This window comes from Pseudoalteromonas sp. MQS005 (genome assembly GCF_001661605.1).
GTDB lineage: Bacteria > Pseudomonadota > Gammaproteobacteria > Enterobacterales > Alteromonadaceae > Pseudoalteromonas > Pseudoalteromonas tetraodonis.
In genome coordinates, this window is record NZ_LYRQ01000052.1 from 1 (window position 1) to 21,848 (window position 21,848).

Below are 21,848 nucleotides of genomic sequence, written 5' to 3' on the forward strand. Positions count from 1 at the left end.
AAATTCAGTGATTTATGATTTTGGGTTTTTGATTCTTTATTATATTAACGACAGATTAACCAAATATACAATTATTTAGTAAGTTTCGCTATTCGAGAAACTTTTACGCAATAGTCTGTAAATGTTTACTTAGTAGGTTTAAGCCAATATCTACTATTTTAAATTAAGTTATTGAAATTAAAGGTTAAAAAATGTTGGCCCGATGCTCGCATTAGCTTAAGTGTCTTTAATCAAAAGGAGAACGATTATGAAAACATTTAATAAGTCTATGATTGCAGCCCTAGTATTAGGAACAACCGCAATGGGTGCTCAGGCAAGCAGTTGGGAAAACGAAAGTAAAGATGCTTGGATTGATGGGAAAGCAGAAACAGTCTTGCTTATGAACACCAATCTAAATAACTTTGATATCAACACGGACGTAAAAAACGGCAAGGTAATGCTAACAGGTAAAGTAAACAGCGAAGTAGATAAAGAGCTTGCTGAAGAACTTGTGCTAAGCCTAGATGGTGTAACTGATGTTGAAAACAGTCTAACTGTGGTAAAAAACACCGACATGAAGAAGCATGATTCTAAAATGATGAGTAACGACACTGAAAGTGATTTAACCGATGCTAAAATCACTACAGTGATCACAACACGTTACTTATTTGATTCTGAAGTAGGTGGTACAGACATTGATGTTGATACCGATAATGGTGTGGTAACTCTTAAAGGTACAGTTGAGTCTGATGCTGAAAAGCAATTAGCGATGGAAATTGCTAAAAACGCTGAAGATGTTCGCAAGGTAGTTGATGAATTAACTGTTATTGCAGAATAATACACTATACTAAAGCCCAGCCCTGCTGGGCTTTTTGCTTTGCTAACATTATAAGGATTAAATTATGGATATCATTAGAATTATTTTTTCTATTTTATTACCACCACTGGGTGTGTTTTTACAGGTAGGACTAGGGATGCATTTTTGGTTAAATATTTTGCTAACTTTGCTCGGCTATTTCCCAGGATTAATTCATGCGATTTATATTATCGCCAAAAAATAATGTAGCTGCATAGCAGGACATTTAATACTGAGTTGCTAAGTGCTCCCAAAGGTATGTGTATTAGTTACTCAGGCTGCTATTAATAGATGGATTTGTTTTACAAAACTCATCACTAACAAAACCTCAAAGCCTACTATTTGAGCAGTTAGCCCCTTGATTGTTAAAATAAAGCTTTTTGCTAGTGACAAGCCCCTAAAAACTTTTTATACTGCAACCCGCTTTAGTCGCTCTGTGGCTAAACGCTTCAAAAATTAACTGCTTACAGTTATACAAAGATGGCCCCTTAGCTCAGTTGGTTAGAGCACACGACTCATAATCGTTAGGTCCCCAGTTCGAGTCTGGGAGGGGCCACCACTTTTACACGCTTTCCGAGTAAACACCTACTAACAGAAATTACTCTGTGCTACCTCTGTGCTACTTTTTATTTCTATATAATAAGAACAAAATAGTCAACACTTTATATAGAACTATTGGTAAAGTGTATAATAAGGTGTATATTTAACTGTAAAATTCACTGTCAATTTAGTTGTAGCGTATGAATAAGTTTATTTTGGAGCATTCTCCATTAGTAATGGCTTTGGTCGATTTGAGATTCACTACCATCCCGAAGAAAAAAATAGAGCAAGGTTTAGAGGATTTTAAAAGTTCTCTTTTTGATCTTGGGCTATCAATTTTTCATGAATCAGAACTTAATCAAGTTGAAGCTCAACCAACTACAGAAGGGCATTTCGAGTTTAAGACTCATAAGAATCAACGTTTTGACTTCCTGAGTTTGCAGCGCAATAAAAGTGTAATTCTAACTACAGAGTCTTTATGTTTTCGAACAACCGATTACAAGCACTTTGATGAGTTTAAAGGTTTTTGGACATTAATAATTGAAGCCTTTTTCAATAGCTTTCCGCAAGCAAAAAACGCTGGAATGCGTCGAATGGGACTTCGGTATACTGATGTTTTTCTGCCTCAACAAGACGAGCAATATACAGATTACATAAGTGAAGAGTGGATTTCCCATACACACAGAGCCAGTCAGTTAAGTACTCTGAATAGTTTTAGGCAGCAAAGGCAAACAGATCATGGAATTATTAGAGTTGAACTGGAAGAAAGGCTTCCTGATAACGGAGTCATTGAGCTTTTTCCTCGTGATATACAGGACCCCCCTCCAGTAAGTGTCTCAATTAATATTAAAGATATTTGGAAAACTGCATCTCCCAGTAAGTATGCACTTTTAGATGTTGATCATTCATGGCTACCCAACGAAAAAGAGGTGATGGGCCTGTCTATCGAAACGATAAACAAATCTTTACAATTATTACACGGAGATAGTGCGGATATTTTCTGGGGCATATTAAGTGCTCATGCGGAAAAGGTTTGGAATAAAAGGGAAATAGGAGGAGTTTTATGACTTCATTTGCTATTAGTTCATCAAGTAGAAGTAGTATCTTAGTTAAAGCTGGCGTACTAATTTTAACTGCTGCGGCAGCCGGAAATGCAAATGCTCAAGTAGTAGAGAATAAGCAAATGTTACTTAATGGTTGGGATTCACAACAGCCTGATACTACCAGATTTACTGCATTGAGAAGTGGTGATGTATCGGTAGTAACAATTTCTAATTTAAAGCCATTAAACTATCAAGAGAATAAAAATATAAAACCAATTTCAACAATTGATATGTTACACACAATATTTTCATCTCTTGGTGTTAGTGTTTCTGATTTAGAGCAAGTAATTGGAGTTAAAAGAGCTACAGTATATAACTGGAAAAAAGGTGGAGATATAAAAGGGGATGCAACTTTTAAAAGGCTACAGGAGGTATTTTCAGTTGCTCAAGAAATCTCTAACTTCAATTCTAAACCTTTTGGTCGCAAAGCTAAAAGTGTCATATTAGACGGAAAATCATACATAGAATTACTTACTCAGGATAATTTAGATCGTCCGAGAATAGTTGAGCATGCAAGAGTTCTTGCTAACCAAAATGAAAAAGGCTTAGAAAGGTCAAATAAACCAATCTCTTCGATGAATGACATTAATTCACTATCGGGAGAAGTGTTTATTAATGGATAATCCTACCGACTCAAGACAGACACTTCTGGAACTGGAGTGGAGGCAAGGAAGTATAATAAGCTGCCAACAGTTATTGGCAGCAGCAAATGAACACGGAATTCCTATCCCTGAGTTACCCGATAATCCAGTTGCTCATATTATTATTATTAGCATGAGCTGTGATGTTGTGTATGGTGACTTTGAAGTATTACCTAATGTAGAAGCACAGGTCTGTTTTCTTAACCCTAAGGCTAAAAACTCAAATGCTAAAATCATAGATCCAAGGAAAATGGTGCTTTTACATGATGAAAGTAAGTTTGATGTTAGCATGAATGGCGCAGTGTCTTTCAATAGAGCAGTCCTTTTGCATACCAGACCAACTTCAAAATTATTACTTGATTCTCTCAATTCGCTACTTAGATGGAAGGTTGCGCAATATAATCGTCTGGCTCTACCTGAAGAATTAGTAAATCGTATTGGTAATGTACTTAGAGATAAGAAATTTCAAAAATGGGTTAAGCAGTACGCGCTCTATTTTGAAGGAATTTTCATAGAACTTAATAGCTTTGAAGAATTAAAAGAAAATGAAACATATGCGTTAGGTATTATATGTGTAGTGAACGCGGCTAAATTAAATGATGAGGTTAATATAATTGAACTAAGCTCTCAATTTGAAGAGTTAATTATCCAGCCAATAAGTGAGGTAGAAAAAGTTATGCTCCTAAATGATACTTATGATCAAGAGGGGCTAGACGCAGTAATAAGCTCAAATGAATTTACGTATGATATGTTGAAAAGGTTTAGGCGATATCCTCTTGATCATTTCTCATTGGATCCTGAGCAAAATGATGCTCCTGTGTCAATTTGAGTTAGAGCCGAGCTTTTTATTCTATGAGGTGATCATCTTAAGATTTGTTCATTATGCCTGTACAAAATTTGATGACCTCAAATTGCTTGAGACAGAACAAGATTTTAGCTAAATAAAATATACAAACCAAAAGAATAGTTACCTCAAATAAACTTCAGTAATTTCAGCCCTGAAATGGCCTAGCTCTTGCGACACGGTTTCGAGAGCAATAGCTCTCGCTAAACCTAAGCTTTTTAGCTCAGCCATTCTCTCTTGTGCGTAGCTATGCCTGAGGCCATGACCGCCATTAGAAAAAAAGAGTGTGCGGCTAGATGCTTTTGAGAATGAGCATGACCATTTATGACCACCACCAATATCATAACGTTGCAAATAGTTAACTTCCTTATCACGAACCGTTATGGGCTGTGCTAAGCGCCTTTGTTCCAGCTGTGTAGCTAATGCGTTAGGTATTAATACATCGCGGACAAGGCCGCCTTTGCCTTTCACAGTATAAATACAACCTTCTCGACCAAGCTACTTACTTCTAGTGCAGGGCGCTTGTCTGCCTTACGCACAGGCAATTGAACACCATTTAGATGAAATATTCACTAGAGAAGATCTTGAGAGCCTTATATAATAACTGGGCTGCTCAAAAAACGAGCTTTAGGAGTACCTATGTTTTCAAATTTAATCAAGCCGAAGCCAACGCAAAATTCGAAACTTTCAGACTTTGTGCTAAATTCTAGCTCAAGCGAGAAAAAGCGAATTTACAGCCAAGTTATTGAGCGAGCTATTTCCTCTCAAGTTCAAGTTGTAAACAAAGTATCTGCAACGAAAAGATAATAACTAGCGATAGTTAGACGTGAGTCTGGGCTTTTACCTACAAACAGTACTTAGTAAGCGGCTTAAGTACTTCTATCTGAGGATAATTAACTTTGAAAACAGCCGCTAAAGTTGGCTAACTGTATTTTCTTACCAGAGACCTGATTTTTTTATTAATTTTATTGAATACATTGCAATAAACACAGTTGAATCTACTATTAAAGTGTTATGGGATTTTATTATAAAAATCTTTATTTTGTGACCTTTAATGTCGCTACTGTTAATTGTGTGCAGTATATAAAATACCGCTTTGTTACCCCTTAGGTGCTCTATGTTATTAAAACGAAAAGTATACATCAGCCTTATTTTGGCTGTTGTTGCTCCTTTAGCAATATCTACTCTAATATTTTCAAATAGTATTCGCTCAAATACAGAAGACAAACTAGCCAAAGTAGATTTACCAACAGCGCTTAGTGAAGTGAAAAGCCAAATCGAATTAGAGTTATCGACTCCTATTATTGTTGGCAAAGAAATAGCGCAAAACTTATTTGTGCAACAATGGATGAATAATAATGAAGATGCGCAAAGCCGAGGTAAATTCATTGATTACCTCAAACATATAAAAAATAAAAACCAAGCCCGTAACGCATACATTATTTCTAAAAACTCCCGCAATTATTACACCGATGAAGGTATTTCTAGGCAAATAGACAGTAGTGATACTTGGTTTGATGCTTTTTTAGCATCGGATAGACCATTTGAAGTAGCACTCGACATAGATAAAGGTAGCTCTGAGGTGATGGTATTTATTAATTATGCCATTGAGCTTGATGGGCAACGACAAGGAATTGCCGGAATAGGCCGTTCGCTCGATTCTATGGTGGATCTCATAAGTGAATATAGAATAGGAGAGGGCGGCATTGTTTATTTGGTCTCTGGTAGTGGCGAGATTATGTTGCATGGTAATAAAACTAAAATTGGGCAATCTGTTGACTTGGCATCCATTAAAAATGGGGCAATTCAAAGTAAAGTAATTGATGGTGATGACTATGTTGTCTCAAGTACGCCAGTAAACTCATTAGGTTGGCATCTAGTTGCTGAAATTCCCCAAGAGCAATTATATGGCGCAATTAATAGTGCTATTAATACTAATATCATTTTTGGTGTAATTATTGCGCTTGTAGGTTTAGCGTTAGCACGCGTGTTAGTAGGGCAAATATTTAGGCCAATCGAAAACATTACTGCAGCGGTGAATGCATTAACGGAAAAAGATGGTGATTTAACGGCACGACTCCCTACTGATGATAATAATGAAATTTCAGACTTAGCGGTTAAGTTTAATCTGTTTTTAGAGCAGTTACATTATATGTTCAAACAGGTTTCTGAGTCGGCAATTCATGTTAAAGGTATTTCCCAAGATGTGCTTGAGCAAGTGCAAGGTGCGGCAAATTTAGCTGAAGTGCAATCATCGAGTACGCAAACGGTGGCGGCAGCTGTTAATGAGATGGAGGTTACGGTTCAGGATATTTCTGGTAGTGCCAGTAATGCAGCAGATATTGCTACTAAAACCGAAGAAACGACGCACAAAGGGGTTGAGTTTGTTCAAAGCACGATTAAACAAATGGAACAACTAGAAGCGTCAATGGCCAACTCTGTGGCCTCGGTGTTAGAGCTTTCGACAGAGATTAAATCAATTTCTCATGTATTGGATGTAATTAAAGGGATTTCCGAGCAAACTAATTTATTGGCGTTAAATGCGGCTATTGAGGCTGCTAGAGCGGGTGAGCAGGGCCGTGGCTTTGCAGTAGTTGCTGACGAAGTAAGAACGCTTGCGCAACGTACCGCGGAGTCTACGGAGCAAATTAATGAGATGATTGATTCGTTAAATGCTAAAGCGTCAAGCACGGTAACAGCGATTGAATTGGGCAGCAAAAACACCCTAGAAAATGCCGAGCGCTTAAAAGAAACCGGCCATACATTAAATGGTATTTCACAGGAAATTGTACTACTAAGCGAGTTAAACAACTCAGTGGCTACTGCAACGCGAGAGCAAACACTAGCAACCTCAGAAATTAGCCAAAATATTGTGATGATTTCCGATTCGGCAGAGCAAACCAAAGAAAATATGAAAAAGTCAGAGCAGCTTTGTAACGGTTTAAATAAAGAATCGAATATTTTAAGGGATTTACTGGGTAAGTTTACGCTTTAAACACGATTTAATTAAAAAATCAGTTGAGCGAGGAAACCATCATAGTTATAGAGTTCTCGCCTATAACTATGATGCTGTAATGGCGGTTAGTTTTTACGGTAAATCTCGTGATCCATTTCGTAAATATTTACGCTTAAACTGTCAGAGGCTCTGCAATACGTTTGCAAGCAGGCTAGTAATTGCTCACTTAGTAGTTGCTTTTGCTCAATGGAACGCCCAGCCATAATATGCACCGCAATATGAATAAACCCTTCTTTACCCACACCTAACTGATAATGCTGATAAGCAATAGCGCGAGTCTTTATTGTTTCTAAATCAAATAAGCCACTTTCAAACGTTGTTGTATGGATTTTTTCCACAAGAACTTGAGGTAGTAAAGGCAGATCTTCTGAGTGTTCAATAATAATGTGTGGCATTTAACGTATCCTCTTTAGATTGGTTTATTTAATTATACCAAACGGGTTTGTACACGCTAACCCCATAACGCTTAATTTTTAAAAATGAGGCTTGAACATATTTTTAGCAATAAACTCATTTAAGCAATTACAAGACCTGTAGCGAGTTTAATTTTAGATTTATTATGGCAAATATTTTTGGTTGATACGTTTTATGTCAATTTGTGGTGACTTATACGAAGAGTACACAAGCCAGTTGGTATTTGTAATAAAGGTTAAGCCAGAGGTGCGACTAAATGCGCGTTCGGGAAGGCGTATTACGTCATGATGGCTATTGGTTGATAAGTCATAATAACTCAAACGGTAATCACCTTGTTTTACATTAAAATAGTAAATACGCGATTGCGCTAAGGTGTCGCCTTCAAAAAAATACCACGAATTATGATTCGATAAATTAATTTCGCTAACCAGTGGTTGCTCAGTTTGGCTATTTGGGTCTTTTATCCATAGTTGATTAGTTGCTTGGTTGGCAAAAATTAAAGCGCCTTGTTTGTTTTCATAAGCGTATAGTGTTGGTGAATCTATGGCCTGTGCCAGTTTATTGCCATTTAAATCGAAGCGATAAACATATTGATCATTCGCTACCAATAGGCTTTTACTATCTGCAGCCCAACTCGGTTTTCCATGGTAACTAAAGCCTGTGGGTAATGACTGACTTGATTGGGTGTTAAAGTCATAAAGGTATAGCGCATGCTCACCAAGATGAGAAGCGACAAAGGCAATGTAATTACCATTAGGTGACCACACCGGGTTGTAAATATTTGCACTGAGATTAGTAAGCTGTTTTCGTGAGGTGCCGTCTTGATTTGCAGTCCATAATTCCATTGAGCCCGATTCGTTAGATACAAAAACTAACTTTTTTCTGGCTTTACTGTAATCAGGAAAGCGCGTATTAAAGTCGCTTGATAATACCGGAAAAGGGGAACTTGCAACCGCATTACTGGTTTCTACACGCATTAATGCAGAGTCGATATTCCATTGATGAAAATACAAACTGCCATCATGTGCATATTCTGGGTAACTTAAGCCATCAATGTGCGCATTGATCATTTGTTGTGTTTTGAGGTTATAAAAATAACCTTGGCGCTTGCCTTTTTTAACACCCGAAAAGACGAGTTGTGGCTTATTGGGATGCCAATCAACGCCTCTCATATCAACAAAACCTGAAGTTAATTGCTTAGCATGAGCTGTTTTTATGTCGATTAAAAATAGTTCTTCAAAACCCGTTGGTAAATTACGCGATACCACCAGCTGTGTCGCATCTGGTGAAAACACAACGGACTCATCGGTATATTGGCATGCTGACGTACAAGGGACTTGAGTAACTGAGTATGGCGATGAGGTTAAATCGACAAGGTTAAGCTGGGTAAAATCATTATTTTTTTCATCTTCACTAATATAAACCAGCTTAGTGCCTGTGGCATTAATGTCTATATCGGTACTGGTTTTACTTCCGCACAGCCCTATAACAGTGATATTGCCCGAGGCGATATTTTGCTGAATTACTTCACAGCCTTGAGCAGCTTTACGGCGGTAATAATAAATAAACGTTAAATCAGGACTAAATACCGCTCTGCCCTCAATGAATGGGGTGTCGGTAAGAGCTATTGCAGCTTGTTCGGATAAATGTAAATCACGTAAGTATAAATTGGCTTTATGACCAGGGCGGCGCCACGAATACGCTAAAAAATGACTGTCATTAGAAATAGCCGGAAACAACTCTCTTCCTGGGCTGGTGGTAATTGTTTCAATGTAATCGTACAAACGCGCTGCTTGTTGCGATTGAGCAAGTGGCTGCTTTGCGTTTTCAAAAAGGGCGCTATAACCCCAATAGCTACCTAATAGTATAACGATAGCAAGTACGCTAGCGTAAATATACCCAGAGCGAAGCGGCATATTGTTAATGCTATTAACAGGCTCTGGCGTTGTTGGTTTTTGTACTAACCGGTAACCCGTTTTACGCAGTGTTTCTATATAGGTATTGTCGGGGTCGAGTTCTTTAAAGCTTTTACGAAGATGCCATATGGCATTTGTCAGTGCTTTTTCGCCCACATATTGATTACCACCCCACACATTCTCTATTAGTTGCTCACGCGTTACTGCGTTTGGATAACACTCTACCAAGTAAACAAGTAGTTCTATAAATTTAGGTTGTAATACACAGGTTTTATCGGCACAAAACAGCTTATTTTCAAACACCGATATTTGGCATTTTCCAATTGAAAATGTCTGTTGAGTATTCATAGTTTGTGTATTTAAACCTCTTGATTAATTACGTTACTAGGCAGTGTTTAATGCAAAATAAAGCGATAGTTGGTTAACATTCGATTTTACATCATTCTAACAAGAAAACCTTAAGTGTATGATTATAAATAAATAGATATTAAATAGATATAAAATAGGGATATAAACGAGACACCTCTCATTGTGCTTTTATTCACGATTACTTACAACATGTTATTAGTAAAATAAACCAATTGGTACAAAACAAATTTAATAACTAAAAAGTTAATCAAAAACGATTTGTACTAATGGAATAATAAATAATAAGGGAAGTTTGTGAGTAATATATCAACAAAAAAATGCGCTTTAGCATTGGCTATAACAGCGAGTTTATCTGGGCATGCAATAGCAAATGACGAGGCTATTGCTCGTCAATCAACGGCTAAAGCAAGCGAAGAAGTGGTACAAGAAGCACCAGAAAAAATAACCGTAACGGGTTCGCGTTTAAAGCGTGATAGTTTTTCGGTAACAACCCCGCTGGTAACCATGGATAGAGCGTCGATTCAGGATACAGGCCTAGGCAACCTTTCAGATGTATTAATCGATAACATGCCTGCACTGAGCGAAAGTATTGGTAACACAACCAGCCAATCAAGTATTTCGGGTACGGGTTTATCAACGGTGCAGCTTCGCGACTTAGGCGCTAACAGAACGCTAACGCTTATTGATGGCCGCCGTGTGGTATCAAATAGTTATGGTGGTAACTATGTGAGTTTAAATACCATTCCAAGTGGCATGGTGGAGCGCGTTGAAATTATAAGTGGTGGTGCGTCGGCCACTTATGGTGCCGATGCGGTAGCCGGTGTAGTGAATATTATTACCCAGTCAAAAAAAGAAGGCTTTGAATTTCAAGCCCGTGGCGGTGAAACAACAGATGGTGGCGGTCGTGAGTTTACGCTTGATTTAAACTACGGAACGTCATTTGCTGATGATCGCGGTTATGTATTTGTCAGCTCAAACTGGGATCGTGATTTTGGCATGACCTTTTACGACCGTGACCGCGCCAAAATAGAAGCCGCGCATAGTTACGATGATGAGTTGATGTGTAATCAAATGTACACTGCCGATGGTTATCAGTGTATGAGTGGTATTACACAAGCTGATTGGGCAAGCAAAAGCGATGGTACCTTAGGCGGTGTATTTTTAGAAAGCAACCGAAACGATACCCAGTTTTGGTACGACGGGCAAACGCTGCGTGATGACTGGAAAGGCAATGAAGAAATTTATGGTATAAATTCGTCACAATACGTCATGCTTGATGTACCTAGTGATAACTTTTCGACCGCAATAAAAGTAGATTATGATGTAACAGACGACATTATGAGCTACTTCCAAATTCAATACAGCAAAAGTGGCTCGTTCAACGATAAGTCACCTGAAGATGAATACGAAGGGGCTTACGTACCTCGCTACGACCCAGTGACTGGCGATCCTATCGATGATATTGCCCCTGGTTACATTCCTATTGATAACCCATACGTGCCACAAGAAATTATTGACAGCAACCCATACAAAGACCGCATTTACTGGGATCGCCGCTTTGGTGAAGTAGGTAATATCAGCACCGATAACGACCGTACGACCATCCGAACTTGGGCAGGCCTACAGGGCATGATGTTTGATGATACATGGGATTGGGATATCTCTGCTGGATACGGGCAATTCAAACAACATCAAATCCGTAGTAACGAGTTAAATACGGTACGTGTCAATCAAGCACTGCAAGCTGAAAAGCTAGCCGATGGCACTATTCAATGTAAAGACGCCGAAGCGCGAGCGCAAGGATGTGTTCCGCTTAATCTATTTGGTGAAGGGTCTATTACCCCTGAAATGGCTGACTGGATCCGTACAAACCCGATTATTGATACTGAGATTCAGCAATATACGGTAATGGGTTATATCACTGGTGACCTATACGAATTACCAGCAGGTAATGTGTCTGCAGTATTTGGTGCAGAGTATCGTAAAGATTCACAAAGCCTAGATACCAGTGATGATATGAAAGCGGGCGGTATTACGTTTAACGTTGTGCCTTCTTTTTACGGTGAAGTAGAAGTGTATGAGGCATTTGCTGAACTTGCGGTGCCACTACTTAAAGATGCGCCATTTGCTAAAAGTTTGTCGGCAGAAACGTCGCTGCGTTTAGCAAATTACAGCATTGATAATATCAGCACTGTTGCCAGTTATAAGCTAGGCCTTTTATGGCAACCAATTGATGGATACATGCTACGTGCCAACTATGCACGAGCACAGCGTGCGCCGACTATCACGGAATTATTATCACCCCCTCGCGGCGATTTTGATTCATTTGATGATATTTGTGATGGTCTAACAGCAACATCAACAAACCCAGGACACGATAACTGTCGTTTAGAGCCAACCTTGGCACAAAAGCTAGCTGATGATCCTAACTTTGAATTTGAAAGTGAAGACAATAACTACTCGCCAAATACAGGTAATCCAAACTTAAAAGAAGAAACAGCCGATACCTATACCTTTGGTATTACTGTATCTCCTGAGTTTTTAGATGGCTTTAACTTAGCGGTGGATTACTACGATATTGCCATTGTTGATGCAATTGATGAAATAAGTAACGAAAACATCATGCGCGAATGTTATGACTCAGAGGCTGCGTGGGGCAGTGATAACGAATACTGTAACGATATTACCCGTAACGACGAAGGTAACATTGTAAAAATTCTACAGCGTGAATATAACTTGGATGAGTTAACTGCGCGCGGTTACGATGTCGTTGCAACTTACAAATATGACATAGGCAGCTATGGCAACTTGTCATTTAAGCTTGATTACAATCACATTATTGAAAACTCGCAAACCTATGAAGGGTTAGATGGTAACAGTGTTACTTCACAGTATGCAGGTTATGGGCGCTCAAAAGATAAAGCCGCTATGTCGATTGTATGGAAAATGGATGATTTACGTATCCGCTGGCGTACAAATTACGTAGGCGCGTTTAAAGCAAGCCAAGAAGATGAGAAAGACTACCTTGAGTATGTTGCTGCAAACGATGAGCGCTGTGCTGCGGGCGATGCCGGTTGTATTGCAAACCCAGAGCCACTTGCGTATCAAGATTATGGCTCATTTTTAAAGCATAGTTTATCAGCGTCTTACACTCTGGCACTGACTGATAAAAGTGACTTACGTGTATTTGGCGGTATTAACAATGTATTTGACGACAAAGGGGCATTTTACCCAAGTGGTCGTGGTAACTTTTATAGTGGCTACGGCGGCGGTGCCGGTCGTTATGTTTATCTAGGTGCACAATATAGCTTTTAATAACCTTTAGCTGTATTTGTTTGCAAAGGCACTCCCTCGGGCGTGCCTTTTTTATTGTGTATCTTGCTGCGAAATACCCTTTAAACCATTACAGTATTGAGTTGGTGGATAAAATTTGTTTTATCGCGGTGAAAGCGTTTAGTATAAGGCGTAACTTAATTTTTAATATGAACGAAGGACTTGCTATGAAGTATCTCAAAATGGGTGGTTTAATTGTATGCTTAGCAGGGCTTGCAGGGTGTTCTGATGATGTTGCCTCAGTGAGTCTTGGGCTATTTACCACTAAAGATGTGGTGGTTAATTCACAGCAAGACCCGCTAGTGACCGGTGTAACCTGTCATATTAGCCATATTGAGGCCAATTTAGATTTTTCAGACCCATCAGATATGTCGATTGCCTGTCGTCAAACAGGGCCAATAACGCCAGACCAATTACAGTCTATCGATCGCAGTAAATCCGGTGAAGTCGTGTTTAAATCATCTAAGAGTATTTTGTTTAAGTCATTAAAAGTGCGCCGTATTTATGATGCTAAAACCCATACATTATTATATTTATCATACTCAACGAAAGAGTCTACGGGCAGTCATCATCATGCGCTCTCTACGGTGCCTTTATACAATACACAAGCATGGCAATGGGCGAAGGGGCAAGAGTAGTTTATGTTAACTCTATTTAAATCAAAGCCCTTATTGGCAGAACAAGAACAACAATGGCTGGTTGATACCTTTATATGGGCAGCAGAAAACTTTGATTTGGATTTTTTTACCAAACACAGCCAAGTTATTTTGCCAACGGTTGAGTTTTTTCCTGACTCGGTTTCAAGTATTGAGGAAATGGCCAGCAAAGTGTTTGCACGTGTTAAGCAATACGCTGGTATGAATGAATGGCCAGTAACCTTGGTTGCACCGCAACAATTACAACCACAGGTGTTTCCACACTTTGAATTTAGTCAGCATTTACGTGGCGAAGAGTGTCATTTAATAGTGCCAGCCAGTCATACTATTAATGTGTCGTTTAACCCTAATCAAATTAATCAACCGCAAGATTTAGTGGCGAGTTTTGCCGGTACGCTTGCCACCATATTAATTCATCACGTAGGGGTGCTGCCCCCAGGTGGTAAAGAGTACTTACCGCAAGCCACTGATGCTTTAGCGTGTTTTTTAGGTTTTGGGGTAATGATGAGCAATACCGTGTACCAGTTTAAAGGTGGCTGTGGCTCATGTTATAACCCGTATGCAAATCGCGAAGCGGCGCTCAGTGAAACGCATACCGTATTTATGCATGCGTTAGTGAGCTACTTTAAGCAAGATAAACACTCTAAAAAACATTTAAAACCGCATTTACGAGGCCAATTTAAAAAAGCGCAAAAAGAAATAAAAGCCTTGATTAATCAATCGGCTAACCCATTATTATTGGCTTTTTCGCCAGAGCAAGCCAGTTAAGTATGAACTATATCGATGAATTTTTATTAATTGCGGTGGCTCATTTTTTTGCGGTAGCAAGCCCTGGGCCCGACTTTGCGGTAGTCCTTAAACAAAGTGTACAACACGGCAGGCGCAATGCCTTATGGACAAGTGCAGGTGTTGGTGCGGCTATTTTATTACACATAGCCTATTGTGTATTGGGAGTTGCGCTGGTGTTAACTCAATCACCTGCGTTGTTTATGGCGCTTAAATATATAGCGGGCGCGTATTTAGCGTATTTAGGCGTGCAGGCACTGCGCGCTGCTAAACCTACAAATACCTCATCAGAACCGACTGCAAAACCCAGCCTTGTAGCTGAGTCATCATGGTGTGCGTTTCGACGTGGCTTTTTTACCAATGCACTTAACCCTAAGGCTACGTTATTTTTTATGTCGTTGTTTACCTTAGTGATTAGCCCAACTACGCCGGTAATAATACAAATGGGATACGGCGTTTATATGGCGCTTGCTACCTGGGCTTGGTTTTCTATTTTATCGCTATTGTTATCAAAAGCGCGTGTACGTGATTTTTTTCAGCAAAGTGGTTATTGGTTCGACCGCGGCATTGGCATTATTTTAATCGCACTGGCTGTGCGAGTTGTTATTTAAAGAAGGAATAGTATGGCGTTATATAATTTTTCGTTTGGCTCCAATATGTCATCTAATCGTTTATTGGCACGTTTACCTAATGCAAAACGTGTGGGTACGGCACTTTTAAAGGGCTATAAGTTAACTTTTAATATGGCCTTTTCAGATGGTTCAGGTAAATGCACTATTGTGCCCACCAATGAACCCGATGCTGTGGTATATGGGGTAGTGTATCAGCTTAATGAAGCCGAAAAAGAGATCTTAGATAAAATTGAAGGCCCTAATTACGACTGTGTTGATTTAACCGTGAGCCTTCTAGATGACGATGACATTAATGTACACTGCTACATAGCAAACACACATGACGACACACTGCTACCTTATGATTGGTACGTGCAGCATGTATACCGCGGCGCACTTGAGGCGGGCGTACCCGAACACTACAGTCAACGCATTTTAGCTTACCCGAGTAAGCAAGATACTAATAAAGCGCGCGCCGAAATAGAATTTGCGGTTCATCAAGACTAAACAAAAATAATAACCTAAGGTAACACTATGAAACTAAAAAAATTAGCCACAGCCGCATTATTGGCTGGCTGGGCGTTTACGAGCTCTGCAGCGGTTGATACCGATAAAATTTCAGAGGTGATCAACGCCTCAATGACACGTTTTGATGTACCCGGAATGGCCGTTGCCATTGTTGAAAATGACAAAGTTGTATTCGCTAAAGGGTTTGGTGTTGCCAACCTTGATACGAATAGCAAGGTGAATAAAGACACTTTATTTGGCATTGCTTCAAATACCAAGGCATTTACCAGTGCAGCATTGGCTAAGCTGGTGGATGAAGGCAAATTAAGCTGGGATGACCGCGTGATTGACCATCTCCCTGAGTTTAGATTGTACGACCCTTACGTTACTCGTGAAATGCGCATACGCGATCTACTTAGTCACCGTAGCGGTTTAGGGCTTGGTCAAGGCGATTTAATGATTTGGCCAAGTACAGATAAATCGGTAGCCGATATTTTATCGGGGCTGAAATATTTAAAGCCTGCGAGCAGTTTTCGTAGTCAATATGCTTATAACAACCTAATGTTTGTTACCGCTGGTGAAGTTGTTGCGCGTGTATCTGGGGTTAGCTGGAACGACTACATTGAAAAAAACATTCTACAGCCGCTAAATATGACCAACTCGCGCGCTGGCTTTTCGCGTATCGCAAAAAACAACAAAAACTGGGCGATTGGACACATCCCAATGGATGGCAAATTGCATCCTTTTTTTGTTAATTACCTTGAAGACTTTCGAGGGGCAGGCGCCATTGCATCAAGCGTAAATGATATGAGCCAATGGCTCCGTACTCAACTTGCGGGTGGCAAAATGCCTAATGGCGAGCAGTTATTTAGTGAAAAGCAGCAAGCACAAATGTGGCATCCACATATTACGTCACTGGCATCTAAAAGTGCCTATGAAGCGTATCATCAACAATTTAGAGGTTACGGATTAGGTTGGAGTATAGAAGATTACCACGGCGTTAAAAAGCTGGCACATGGTGGCGGCATTTTAGGTATGGTATCGCAGGTGACTTTATTACCAGAAAAAAACGTGGGGATTGTGATATTAAGCAACCAACAAGCATTTTCTGCATTATCGGCAGTGACTCATGAAGTACTTGAAGATGTACTCGAGCTTGAAGATAAAGATTGGGTTGAAGAGTTAGCTAAAAAGCATTTTGCAGGGAAAGAAAAAGCCTATGCTAATGCCGCTCCAAAAGCGCCAACAGACACTCAACCGCAATTACCTAATATAAACTACACCGGTACATTGCATGATGAGTGGTATGGCGATGTGATAGTTGAAGAACTAGATGGTAAATTACGTATTGATTTTACCCATACAAAACGCCTTAAAGGTGAGCTGAAGCATTACACAGGTAATACTTTTATTGTGAAGTGGGATGAAAAGTTATTAGAGGCCGATGCTTTTATTCGCTTTTCAATGAGCGCCGATAACCGCGTGGAATCGGCGAAAATGAATGCAGTTTCAACGCAGGTAACCGATTTTAGCTTTGACTTTAGAAATCTCGACTTAAAAGCTAAATAATCATAACTTTGGTTAAAGAGTTGTTTAGTATCAACCAAAGTCGCAAAGCCACCACAAGGTGGCTTTGTTATACTCGTTAAGCAACTTATTTTTGGAGTTAGCTATGCGCACTGCGATTATTTCTCATCCTCACTGTCGTAAACATAAAATGATTGAAGATCATCCAGAATGCCCTGAGCGTTTAGATGCAATTAATGACCGTTTACTTGCTAGTGGACTGGATGTGGCTATAGAGCAAAAACAAGCGCCTAAAGCATTGCGCGAGCACTATTTATTGGCGCACAGTGAGCAGCATATTAAGCATGTAGAAGACATGATCCCCACCGAGGGGCTCAGCGATCTAGATGGAGATACGTGGTTATGCCCCGACTCTTTAAAGGCCATTGAGCGTGCAGTCGGAGCAGGGTTACTCGCTGTTGATGAGATTTTAGAGGGTAAGTTAGACGCTGCGTTTTGTTCAGTACGCCCGCCAGGGCATCACGCAAACCGAGATAGCTCTTCTGGTTTTTGTGTGTTTAATAACCTTGCGATTGCAGTTAAATATGCACAAAGCAAAGGGGTAAAACGCATTGCCATTGTTGATTTTGACGTACACCATGGCAATGGTACTCAAGATATTTTTATGGATGATGAAAATGTGTTGCTGTGCTCGTTATTTCAATATCCATTTTATCCTAATACCGCCATTAAAAATAATGCCACACTGGTAAATTCACCTTTACCGATAGCTAGTGATGGTGCTGATTTAAAAGCACTTTATGAGCAACAATGGCTACCAAAATTAACAGAATTTAAGCCTGAGCTACTTTTTATAAGCGCGGGATTTGACGCACATTTAGAAGATGACATGGCCAGTCTTAAGTTTGTTGAAAGTGATTATATATGGCTTACTGAGCAGTTAGCGCAATTTAGCCAACAGCATCATTGTTTAGGTATTATTTCTTATTTAGAGGGAGGGTACTCACTGTCGGCCCTCGGGCGCAGCGCGATTGCACACGTTAAAGCGTTAGTTGATTTCGGCGAGTAACGCAAACGCTTGGCTTGGTGTGAGCTGCTCTATTTTACTTAAGCAGCATTGCCCTTCTTTTGCTAAATATTCTTTTACTAGCTCTGCTAATTGGCTTGCACTGAGCGCCGTGAGCGAATGCCCGCTTAAGCTTTGATAGCCACTAACCTTATCTAAAATAATGACTTTTTGCTGTTCACTTGCTTCCATAGTGTAAATAAAGTCGTGTAAATCATTGGCGTGCTCTATTAGCTCAATTTCATTATTATAAATAATAATTTGTGGGTAACTGATGCTCATCTATTGTCCTAAATCAAATTGTTTTTTTACTGAATAATTTATAATCATTAATTGGTTTAATTTTGGAAGTAGAAGCAATGCCTCACACTAGCCGCTATCAAAAAGTATGCGATGTTTTTACCAATAAGGTGATCGCCTGCGCTAAGGATACCCCTTTAATTGAAGCGGTGAAACTAATGCGAGCGCACAATGTTAGCGCTATTTTTGTAAAACAACAGCAACAAATAATAGGCGTATGGACTGAAACCGATTGTTTAACACTTAACTTTTCTAATCACTCACTTAGGCAGTTAGCGATTGAAAGCGTTATGTCGAGCCCTGTACTAAGTGTGCCCAGCCAACAATTATTAACCGAGACGGCCATGGTGTTTAATAAGCAGGGTGTAAGGCATTTGTTGGTCACTGATACAAATGACATTCCCAGCGGCGTGATCAGCATTACAGATATTGTAAACAATCAAGGGCTAGAGCATTACTTACAATTTAGACCTATTAATGATCAATATAATAAAAACATACGGATAGTACCGAGTTCATTGGCAATCAATGACGCGGTGAGCATGATGCGTGAATATGCAGAGAAAGTGATTTTGGTGTTTAATGAGGATGAAAATGCCCATGGCATTATTACCCAGCGCGATTTACTAAAGCTCATCACCGAGCAGCACAATCATTTTGTTTGTTGGGATTTAGCCAGTCGCCCCCTTTATCAGATAAGCCCCCAAGACAGCCTTTTTGATGCTTACAGGTTGATGTCTGAAAGTAACATTCGACATTTAGTAGTAAGCGAAAATAATCAAATTAACGGTGTATTATCGCTTGAAAACTTAATTAATGAAATTGAAACGGCTTATTGTTGTGAGCTTGAAAAAGTACTTCAGCAGCGTGATATTGCATTGCAGCATTCGCAGCGTAACTTATTTTTAGCCAATAAAATTATCGACTCCTCCCTAGATGGCATCATGATCACCGACTCGAATGGAGTGATTATGCAAGTAAACCCTGCATTTACTCATCTAACCGGTTACAAAGAATATGAGGTGATAGGTAAGCGGCCTAATATGTTGAGTTCAGGGCGTCATGATAAAAACTTTTATATAAAAATGTGGGATTCACTGACCAAAACAGGGGTATGGCAGGGGGAAATTTATAATCGTAAAAAATCTGGCGATATTTATATTGAGTGGCTCAGTATTATAGAAATAAAAGAGCCAAGTCATAGTGAGGTGATTTACGCCGCTATTTTTAGTGACATAACTGAGCGAAAAAGCGCAGAAGAAAAAGTGGTGCAGTTAGCGTATTTTGATGAGCTAACTGGCTTACCTAACCGGCGTTTATTTAACGATAGACTCTCTATGGCACTCGCCTCAGCACACAGAGATAAACAAATGTTAGCGGTAATGTTTATTGACCTTGACCGTTTTAAAGAGGTGAATGACAGCTTAGGCCATAATGCCGGTGATACCTTATTAAAATTAGTCTCTGAGCGCATTATTAACACCCTCAATGAGGGAGATACGCTGGCGCGATTAGGGGGAGATGAGTTTATTGTATTGTGCGAAATAAACAATGTAGAAGGTGCTATCACCCTTGCTGAGAGTATTTTAAATCACTTAAATACACCGTTTAAGCTTGAAGGATTTGAGGTTGGTGTTACCGCGTCTATAGGGGCGGCTGTTTACCCTGATGATGGCTTAGACAGTGAAACATTATTAAAGCATGCTGATATTGCCATGTACCGCTCAAAAGATGTCGGTCGCAATTCGTTTCAGTTGTTTCAACCCTCAATGAATGCCCGCTCCCTTGAGCGCTTAGCGATGATGAGCCGCTTTCAGCATGCACTCGAAAATGATGAGTTTGAGCTTTATTTTCAGCCTAAGCAATGTTTAAAAACAGGGGGGATTATGGGAGCTGAAGCACTACTGCGTTGGCATGACCCTGATTTAGGCACTATTTCACCAGCGCAGTTTATTCCGCTTGCTGAAGAGCTAGGTTTAGTGGTGCGTTTAGATTTATGGGTTATAAACCAAGCAGGTAAAGAGTTAACCCTTTGGCAAGCGCAGGGGATTGATGCCGGACGTTTAGCGATTAATGTCTCTGCGTGTCATTTAAGCCAAGGTAAGTTGGCTGATAATATTAAAGCGATGCTTACTCGTTACCAATTACCTGGCAGCTTACTTGAAATTGAGCTGACCGAAAGTAGCTTTATAGGTTCTTTTTCACAGGCAAAAGAACAGTTACAACAGCTTAAAACGTTAGGTGTACATATTGCGCTTGATGATTTTGGTACGGGGTATTCTGCACTCAGTTATTTAACCAAATTACCGTTTAATACATTAAAAATTGATGCGAGCTTTATTGCTAAGATTCCTGATGAGTATGGCAATAGCCAAATTGTGGCGGCCATTATAGCCATGGCGACAAGTTTAGGATTGGATGTGGTTGCAGAGGGCGTTGAGCATGCCTCGCAAGAGGCACACTTAGTCGAAATAGGCTGCATTGTTATTCAGGGCTATTATTATTGCCATCCATTAACGCAGCAGCAGTGGATAGCATTTTATAACCAAGCAGCAAAAGGTTATTCTGAGTCTACACTCACTTCATAAGAGGTGAACTTACGAATATTAATAACGCCGCTATCAAAAATTAAGTACTGACCTTTTATACCTTGTAAAATACCGCTAACAACGGGGTTTTTATCGAAGTTAAATGAGCTGATTTTGCTTGGGTATTCGCTTACAGGAAAATCAAGATTCACAACGTCTTGGTCAAGCTGTTCAATAGCGGTTGCGCCAAATAACTCACTCAGCTCGGTTAGTTTTTCGCTAATTTGTGGAATAAGCTCAGCAGCCGCTGCTTTTAAATCAAGAACGTCGTTTTGTCCTTTGAGCATATTGCGCCAATTGGTTTTATCAGCAATAAACTGCGCGAGCGCCACTTCCACTAAGCCCGACTGTAAACGAGTTTGTACTTTAAAAATAGGTAATGCTTGGGTTGCCCCTTGGTCAATCCAACGGGTAGGTATTTGGGTGTGGCGAGTAATGCCTACTTTTAACCCTGATGTATTAGCTAGATACACATAATGCGGGATCATGCAGTTTTCTTCACCCCATTGTGGCTCGCGGCAGGTGCCTTGATCGTAATGGCAGGTTTCAGGTTTCATGATACACATGTCGCAACTTGCAAGCTTGCGCATACATACAAAGCAATGCCCTTGAGAATAGCTTTTTTTTGTTTTTTTGCCACAGTTAGAACACAAAATTGTGCCACTAAAAGTGAGAGTCAATTGTTTACCTATTAAAGCATTTAAATCAACCAGTTCATCACCTACAGGTAAATGATATTGAACGGGTTCTGTTAAGCTCGACTTTAATTTACGCAGTGTACCTTGCATCTTTACTT

General features: G+C 39.7%; 20 protein-coding genes and 1 tRNA gene. 16 read left to right on the plus strand and 5 right to left on the minus strand.

What is annotated here, in order from left to right; all coding sequences use genetic code 11:
• The first annotated feature begins 247 nt into the window (after positions 1–247).
• The 6 genes from A9479_RS15825 to A9479_RS15850 all read left to right on the plus strand — a co-directional run bounded on the left by A9479_RS15825 (position 248) and on the right by A9479_RS15850 (position 3,948).
• A complete protein-coding gene (locus A9479_RS15825; protein WP_064663961.1) occupies positions 248–817 on the plus strand; it encodes a BON domain-containing protein in 570 nt (189 codons plus the stop codon).
• Between the two features lie 64 nt (positions 818–881).
• Positions 882–1,040 (plus strand): YqaE/Pmp3 family membrane protein, encoded by a 159-nt coding sequence (locus A9479_RS15830; protein WP_008466367.1) that lies wholly within the window; start codon positions 882–884, stop codon positions 1,038–1,040.
• 277 nt (positions 1,041–1,317) lie between these two features.
• A tRNA-Ile gene (locus A9479_RS15835) sits at positions 1,318–1,394 on the plus strand.
• A gap of 181 nt (positions 1,395–1,575) precedes the next feature.
• Positions 1,576–2,442, plus strand: a complete 867-nt coding sequence (locus A9479_RS15840) for a TIGR04255 family protein (RefSeq protein ID WP_064663962.1) — start codon at positions 1,576–1,578, stop codon at positions 2,440–2,442.
• Entirely contained in the window at positions 2,439–3,101 is a 663-nt protein-coding gene (locus A9479_RS15845; protein ID WP_064663963.1) for a hypothetical protein, read from the plus strand. The genes A9479_RS15840 and A9479_RS15845 overlap by 4 nt, the downstream gene beginning before the upstream one ends.
• Complete coding sequence (locus A9479_RS15850; RefSeq protein WP_064663964.1) at positions 3,094–3,948, plus strand: hypothetical protein; 855 nt, start codon at positions 3,094–3,096, stop codon at positions 3,946–3,948. Before A9479_RS15845 ends, A9479_RS15850 begins: the two co-directional genes overlap by 8 nt.
• A 138-nt stretch (positions 3,949–4,086) precedes the next feature.
• Here the strand turns inward: A9479_RS15850 and A9479_RS15855 are convergent, their stop codons facing one another.
• Positions 4,087–4,434 carry a hypothetical protein gene (locus tag A9479_RS15855; RefSeq protein WP_331711900.1) on the minus strand — a complete coding sequence of 116 codons (348 nt, stop codon included), beginning with the start codon at positions 4,432–4,434 and terminating at the stop codon, positions 4,087–4,089.
• A 168-nt stretch (positions 4,435–4,602) separates the two neighbouring features.
• Between A9479_RS15855 and A9479_RS20005 the strand changes: the two genes are divergently transcribed.
• Positions 4,603–4,770, plus strand: a complete 168-nt coding sequence (locus A9479_RS20005; RefSeq protein WP_197487268.1) for a hypothetical protein — start codon at positions 4,603–4,605, stop codon at positions 4,768–4,770.
• Positions 4,771–5,080: 310 nt separating this feature from the next.
• A complete protein-coding gene (locus tag A9479_RS15860) occupies positions 5,081–6,958 on the plus strand; it encodes a methyl-accepting chemotaxis protein (RefSeq protein ID WP_064663965.1) in 1,878 nt (625 codons plus the stop codon).
• Positions 6,959–7,044: 86 nt separating this feature from the next.
• Here A9479_RS15860 and A9479_RS15865 read toward each other — a convergent pair whose 3' ends face one another.
• Entirely contained in the window at positions 7,045–7,374 is a 330-nt protein-coding gene (locus A9479_RS15865) for a 5-carboxymethyl-2-hydroxymuconate Delta-isomerase (protein ID WP_013465979.1), read from the minus strand.
• A gap of 162 nt (positions 7,375–7,536) precedes the next feature.
• Positions 7,537–9,657: a winged helix-turn-helix domain-containing protein gene (locus tag A9479_RS15870; RefSeq protein WP_064663966.1), complete on the minus strand. Its 2,121-nt coding sequence runs from the start codon at positions 9,655–9,657 to the stop codon at positions 7,537–7,539.
• 315 nt (positions 9,658–9,972) lie between these two features.
• Here A9479_RS15870 and A9479_RS15875 point away from each other — a divergent pair, with 315 nt between their 5' ends.
• From A9479_RS15875 to A9479_RS15905, 7 genes are all read left to right on the plus strand, one after another.
• Positions 9,973–12,993, plus strand: a complete 3,021-nt coding sequence (locus A9479_RS15875; protein WP_064663967.1) for a TonB-dependent receptor — start codon at positions 9,973–9,975, stop codon at positions 12,991–12,993.
• 185 nt (positions 12,994–13,178) lie between these two features.
• Positions 13,179–13,649 (plus strand): CreA family protein, encoded by a 471-nt coding sequence (locus A9479_RS15880; RefSeq protein ID WP_013465976.1) that lies wholly within the window; start codon positions 13,179–13,181, stop codon positions 13,647–13,649.
• Between the two features lie 3 nt (positions 13,650–13,652).
• On the plus strand, positions 13,653–14,435 hold the full coding sequence (locus A9479_RS15885; protein WP_064663968.1) for a hypothetical protein: 783 nt from the start codon (positions 13,653–13,655) through the stop codon (positions 14,433–14,435).
• Positions 14,436–14,437: 2 nt separating this feature from the next.
• Entirely contained in the window at positions 14,438–15,064 is a 627-nt protein-coding gene (locus A9479_RS15890; RefSeq protein ID WP_064663969.1) for a LysE family translocator, read from the plus strand.
• A 12-nt stretch (positions 15,065–15,076) separates the two neighbouring features.
• Entirely contained in the window at positions 15,077–15,571 is a 495-nt protein-coding gene (locus A9479_RS15895; RefSeq protein ID WP_013465973.1) for a gamma-glutamylcyclotransferase family protein, read from the plus strand.
• A gap of 27 nt (positions 15,572–15,598) precedes the next feature.
• A complete protein-coding gene (locus A9479_RS15900; protein ID WP_064663970.1) occupies positions 15,599–17,140 on the plus strand; it encodes a serine hydrolase in 1,542 nt (513 codons plus the stop codon).
• A gap of 103 nt (positions 17,141–17,243) precedes the next feature.
• Positions 17,244–18,167, plus strand: coding sequence for a histone deacetylase family protein (locus A9479_RS15905; RefSeq protein ID WP_024601706.1), 924 nt, complete (start codon positions 17,244–17,246; stop codon positions 18,165–18,167).
• On the opposite strand, the gene A9479_RS15910 is transcribed toward A9479_RS15905, so the two are convergent.
• The gene (locus A9479_RS15910; RefSeq protein ID WP_024601707.1) at positions 18,147–18,446 is read right to left on the minus strand and encodes a DUF4144 family protein; all 300 of its coding nucleotides are present in this window, start codon (positions 18,444–18,446) and stop codon (positions 18,147–18,149) included. The genes A9479_RS15905 and A9479_RS15910 overlap by 21 nt on opposite strands.
• A gap of 77 nt (positions 18,447–18,523) precedes the next feature.
• On the opposite strand from A9479_RS15910, the gene A9479_RS15915 reads away from it, so the two are divergent.
• Positions 18,524–21,052 (plus strand): EAL domain-containing protein, encoded by a 2,529-nt coding sequence (locus tag A9479_RS15915; protein ID WP_064663976.1) that lies wholly within the window; start codon positions 18,524–18,526, stop codon positions 21,050–21,052.
• On the opposite strand, the gene A9479_RS15920 is transcribed toward A9479_RS15915, so the two are convergent.
• Positions 21,025–21,840, minus strand: a complete 816-nt coding sequence (locus A9479_RS15920; protein ID WP_064663971.1) for a DUF2797 domain-containing protein — start codon at positions 21,838–21,840, stop codon at positions 21,025–21,027. The two genes, A9479_RS15915 and A9479_RS15920, sit on opposite strands and share 28 nt — an antisense overlap.
• Between the last annotated feature and the right edge of the window lie 8 nt (positions 21,841–21,848).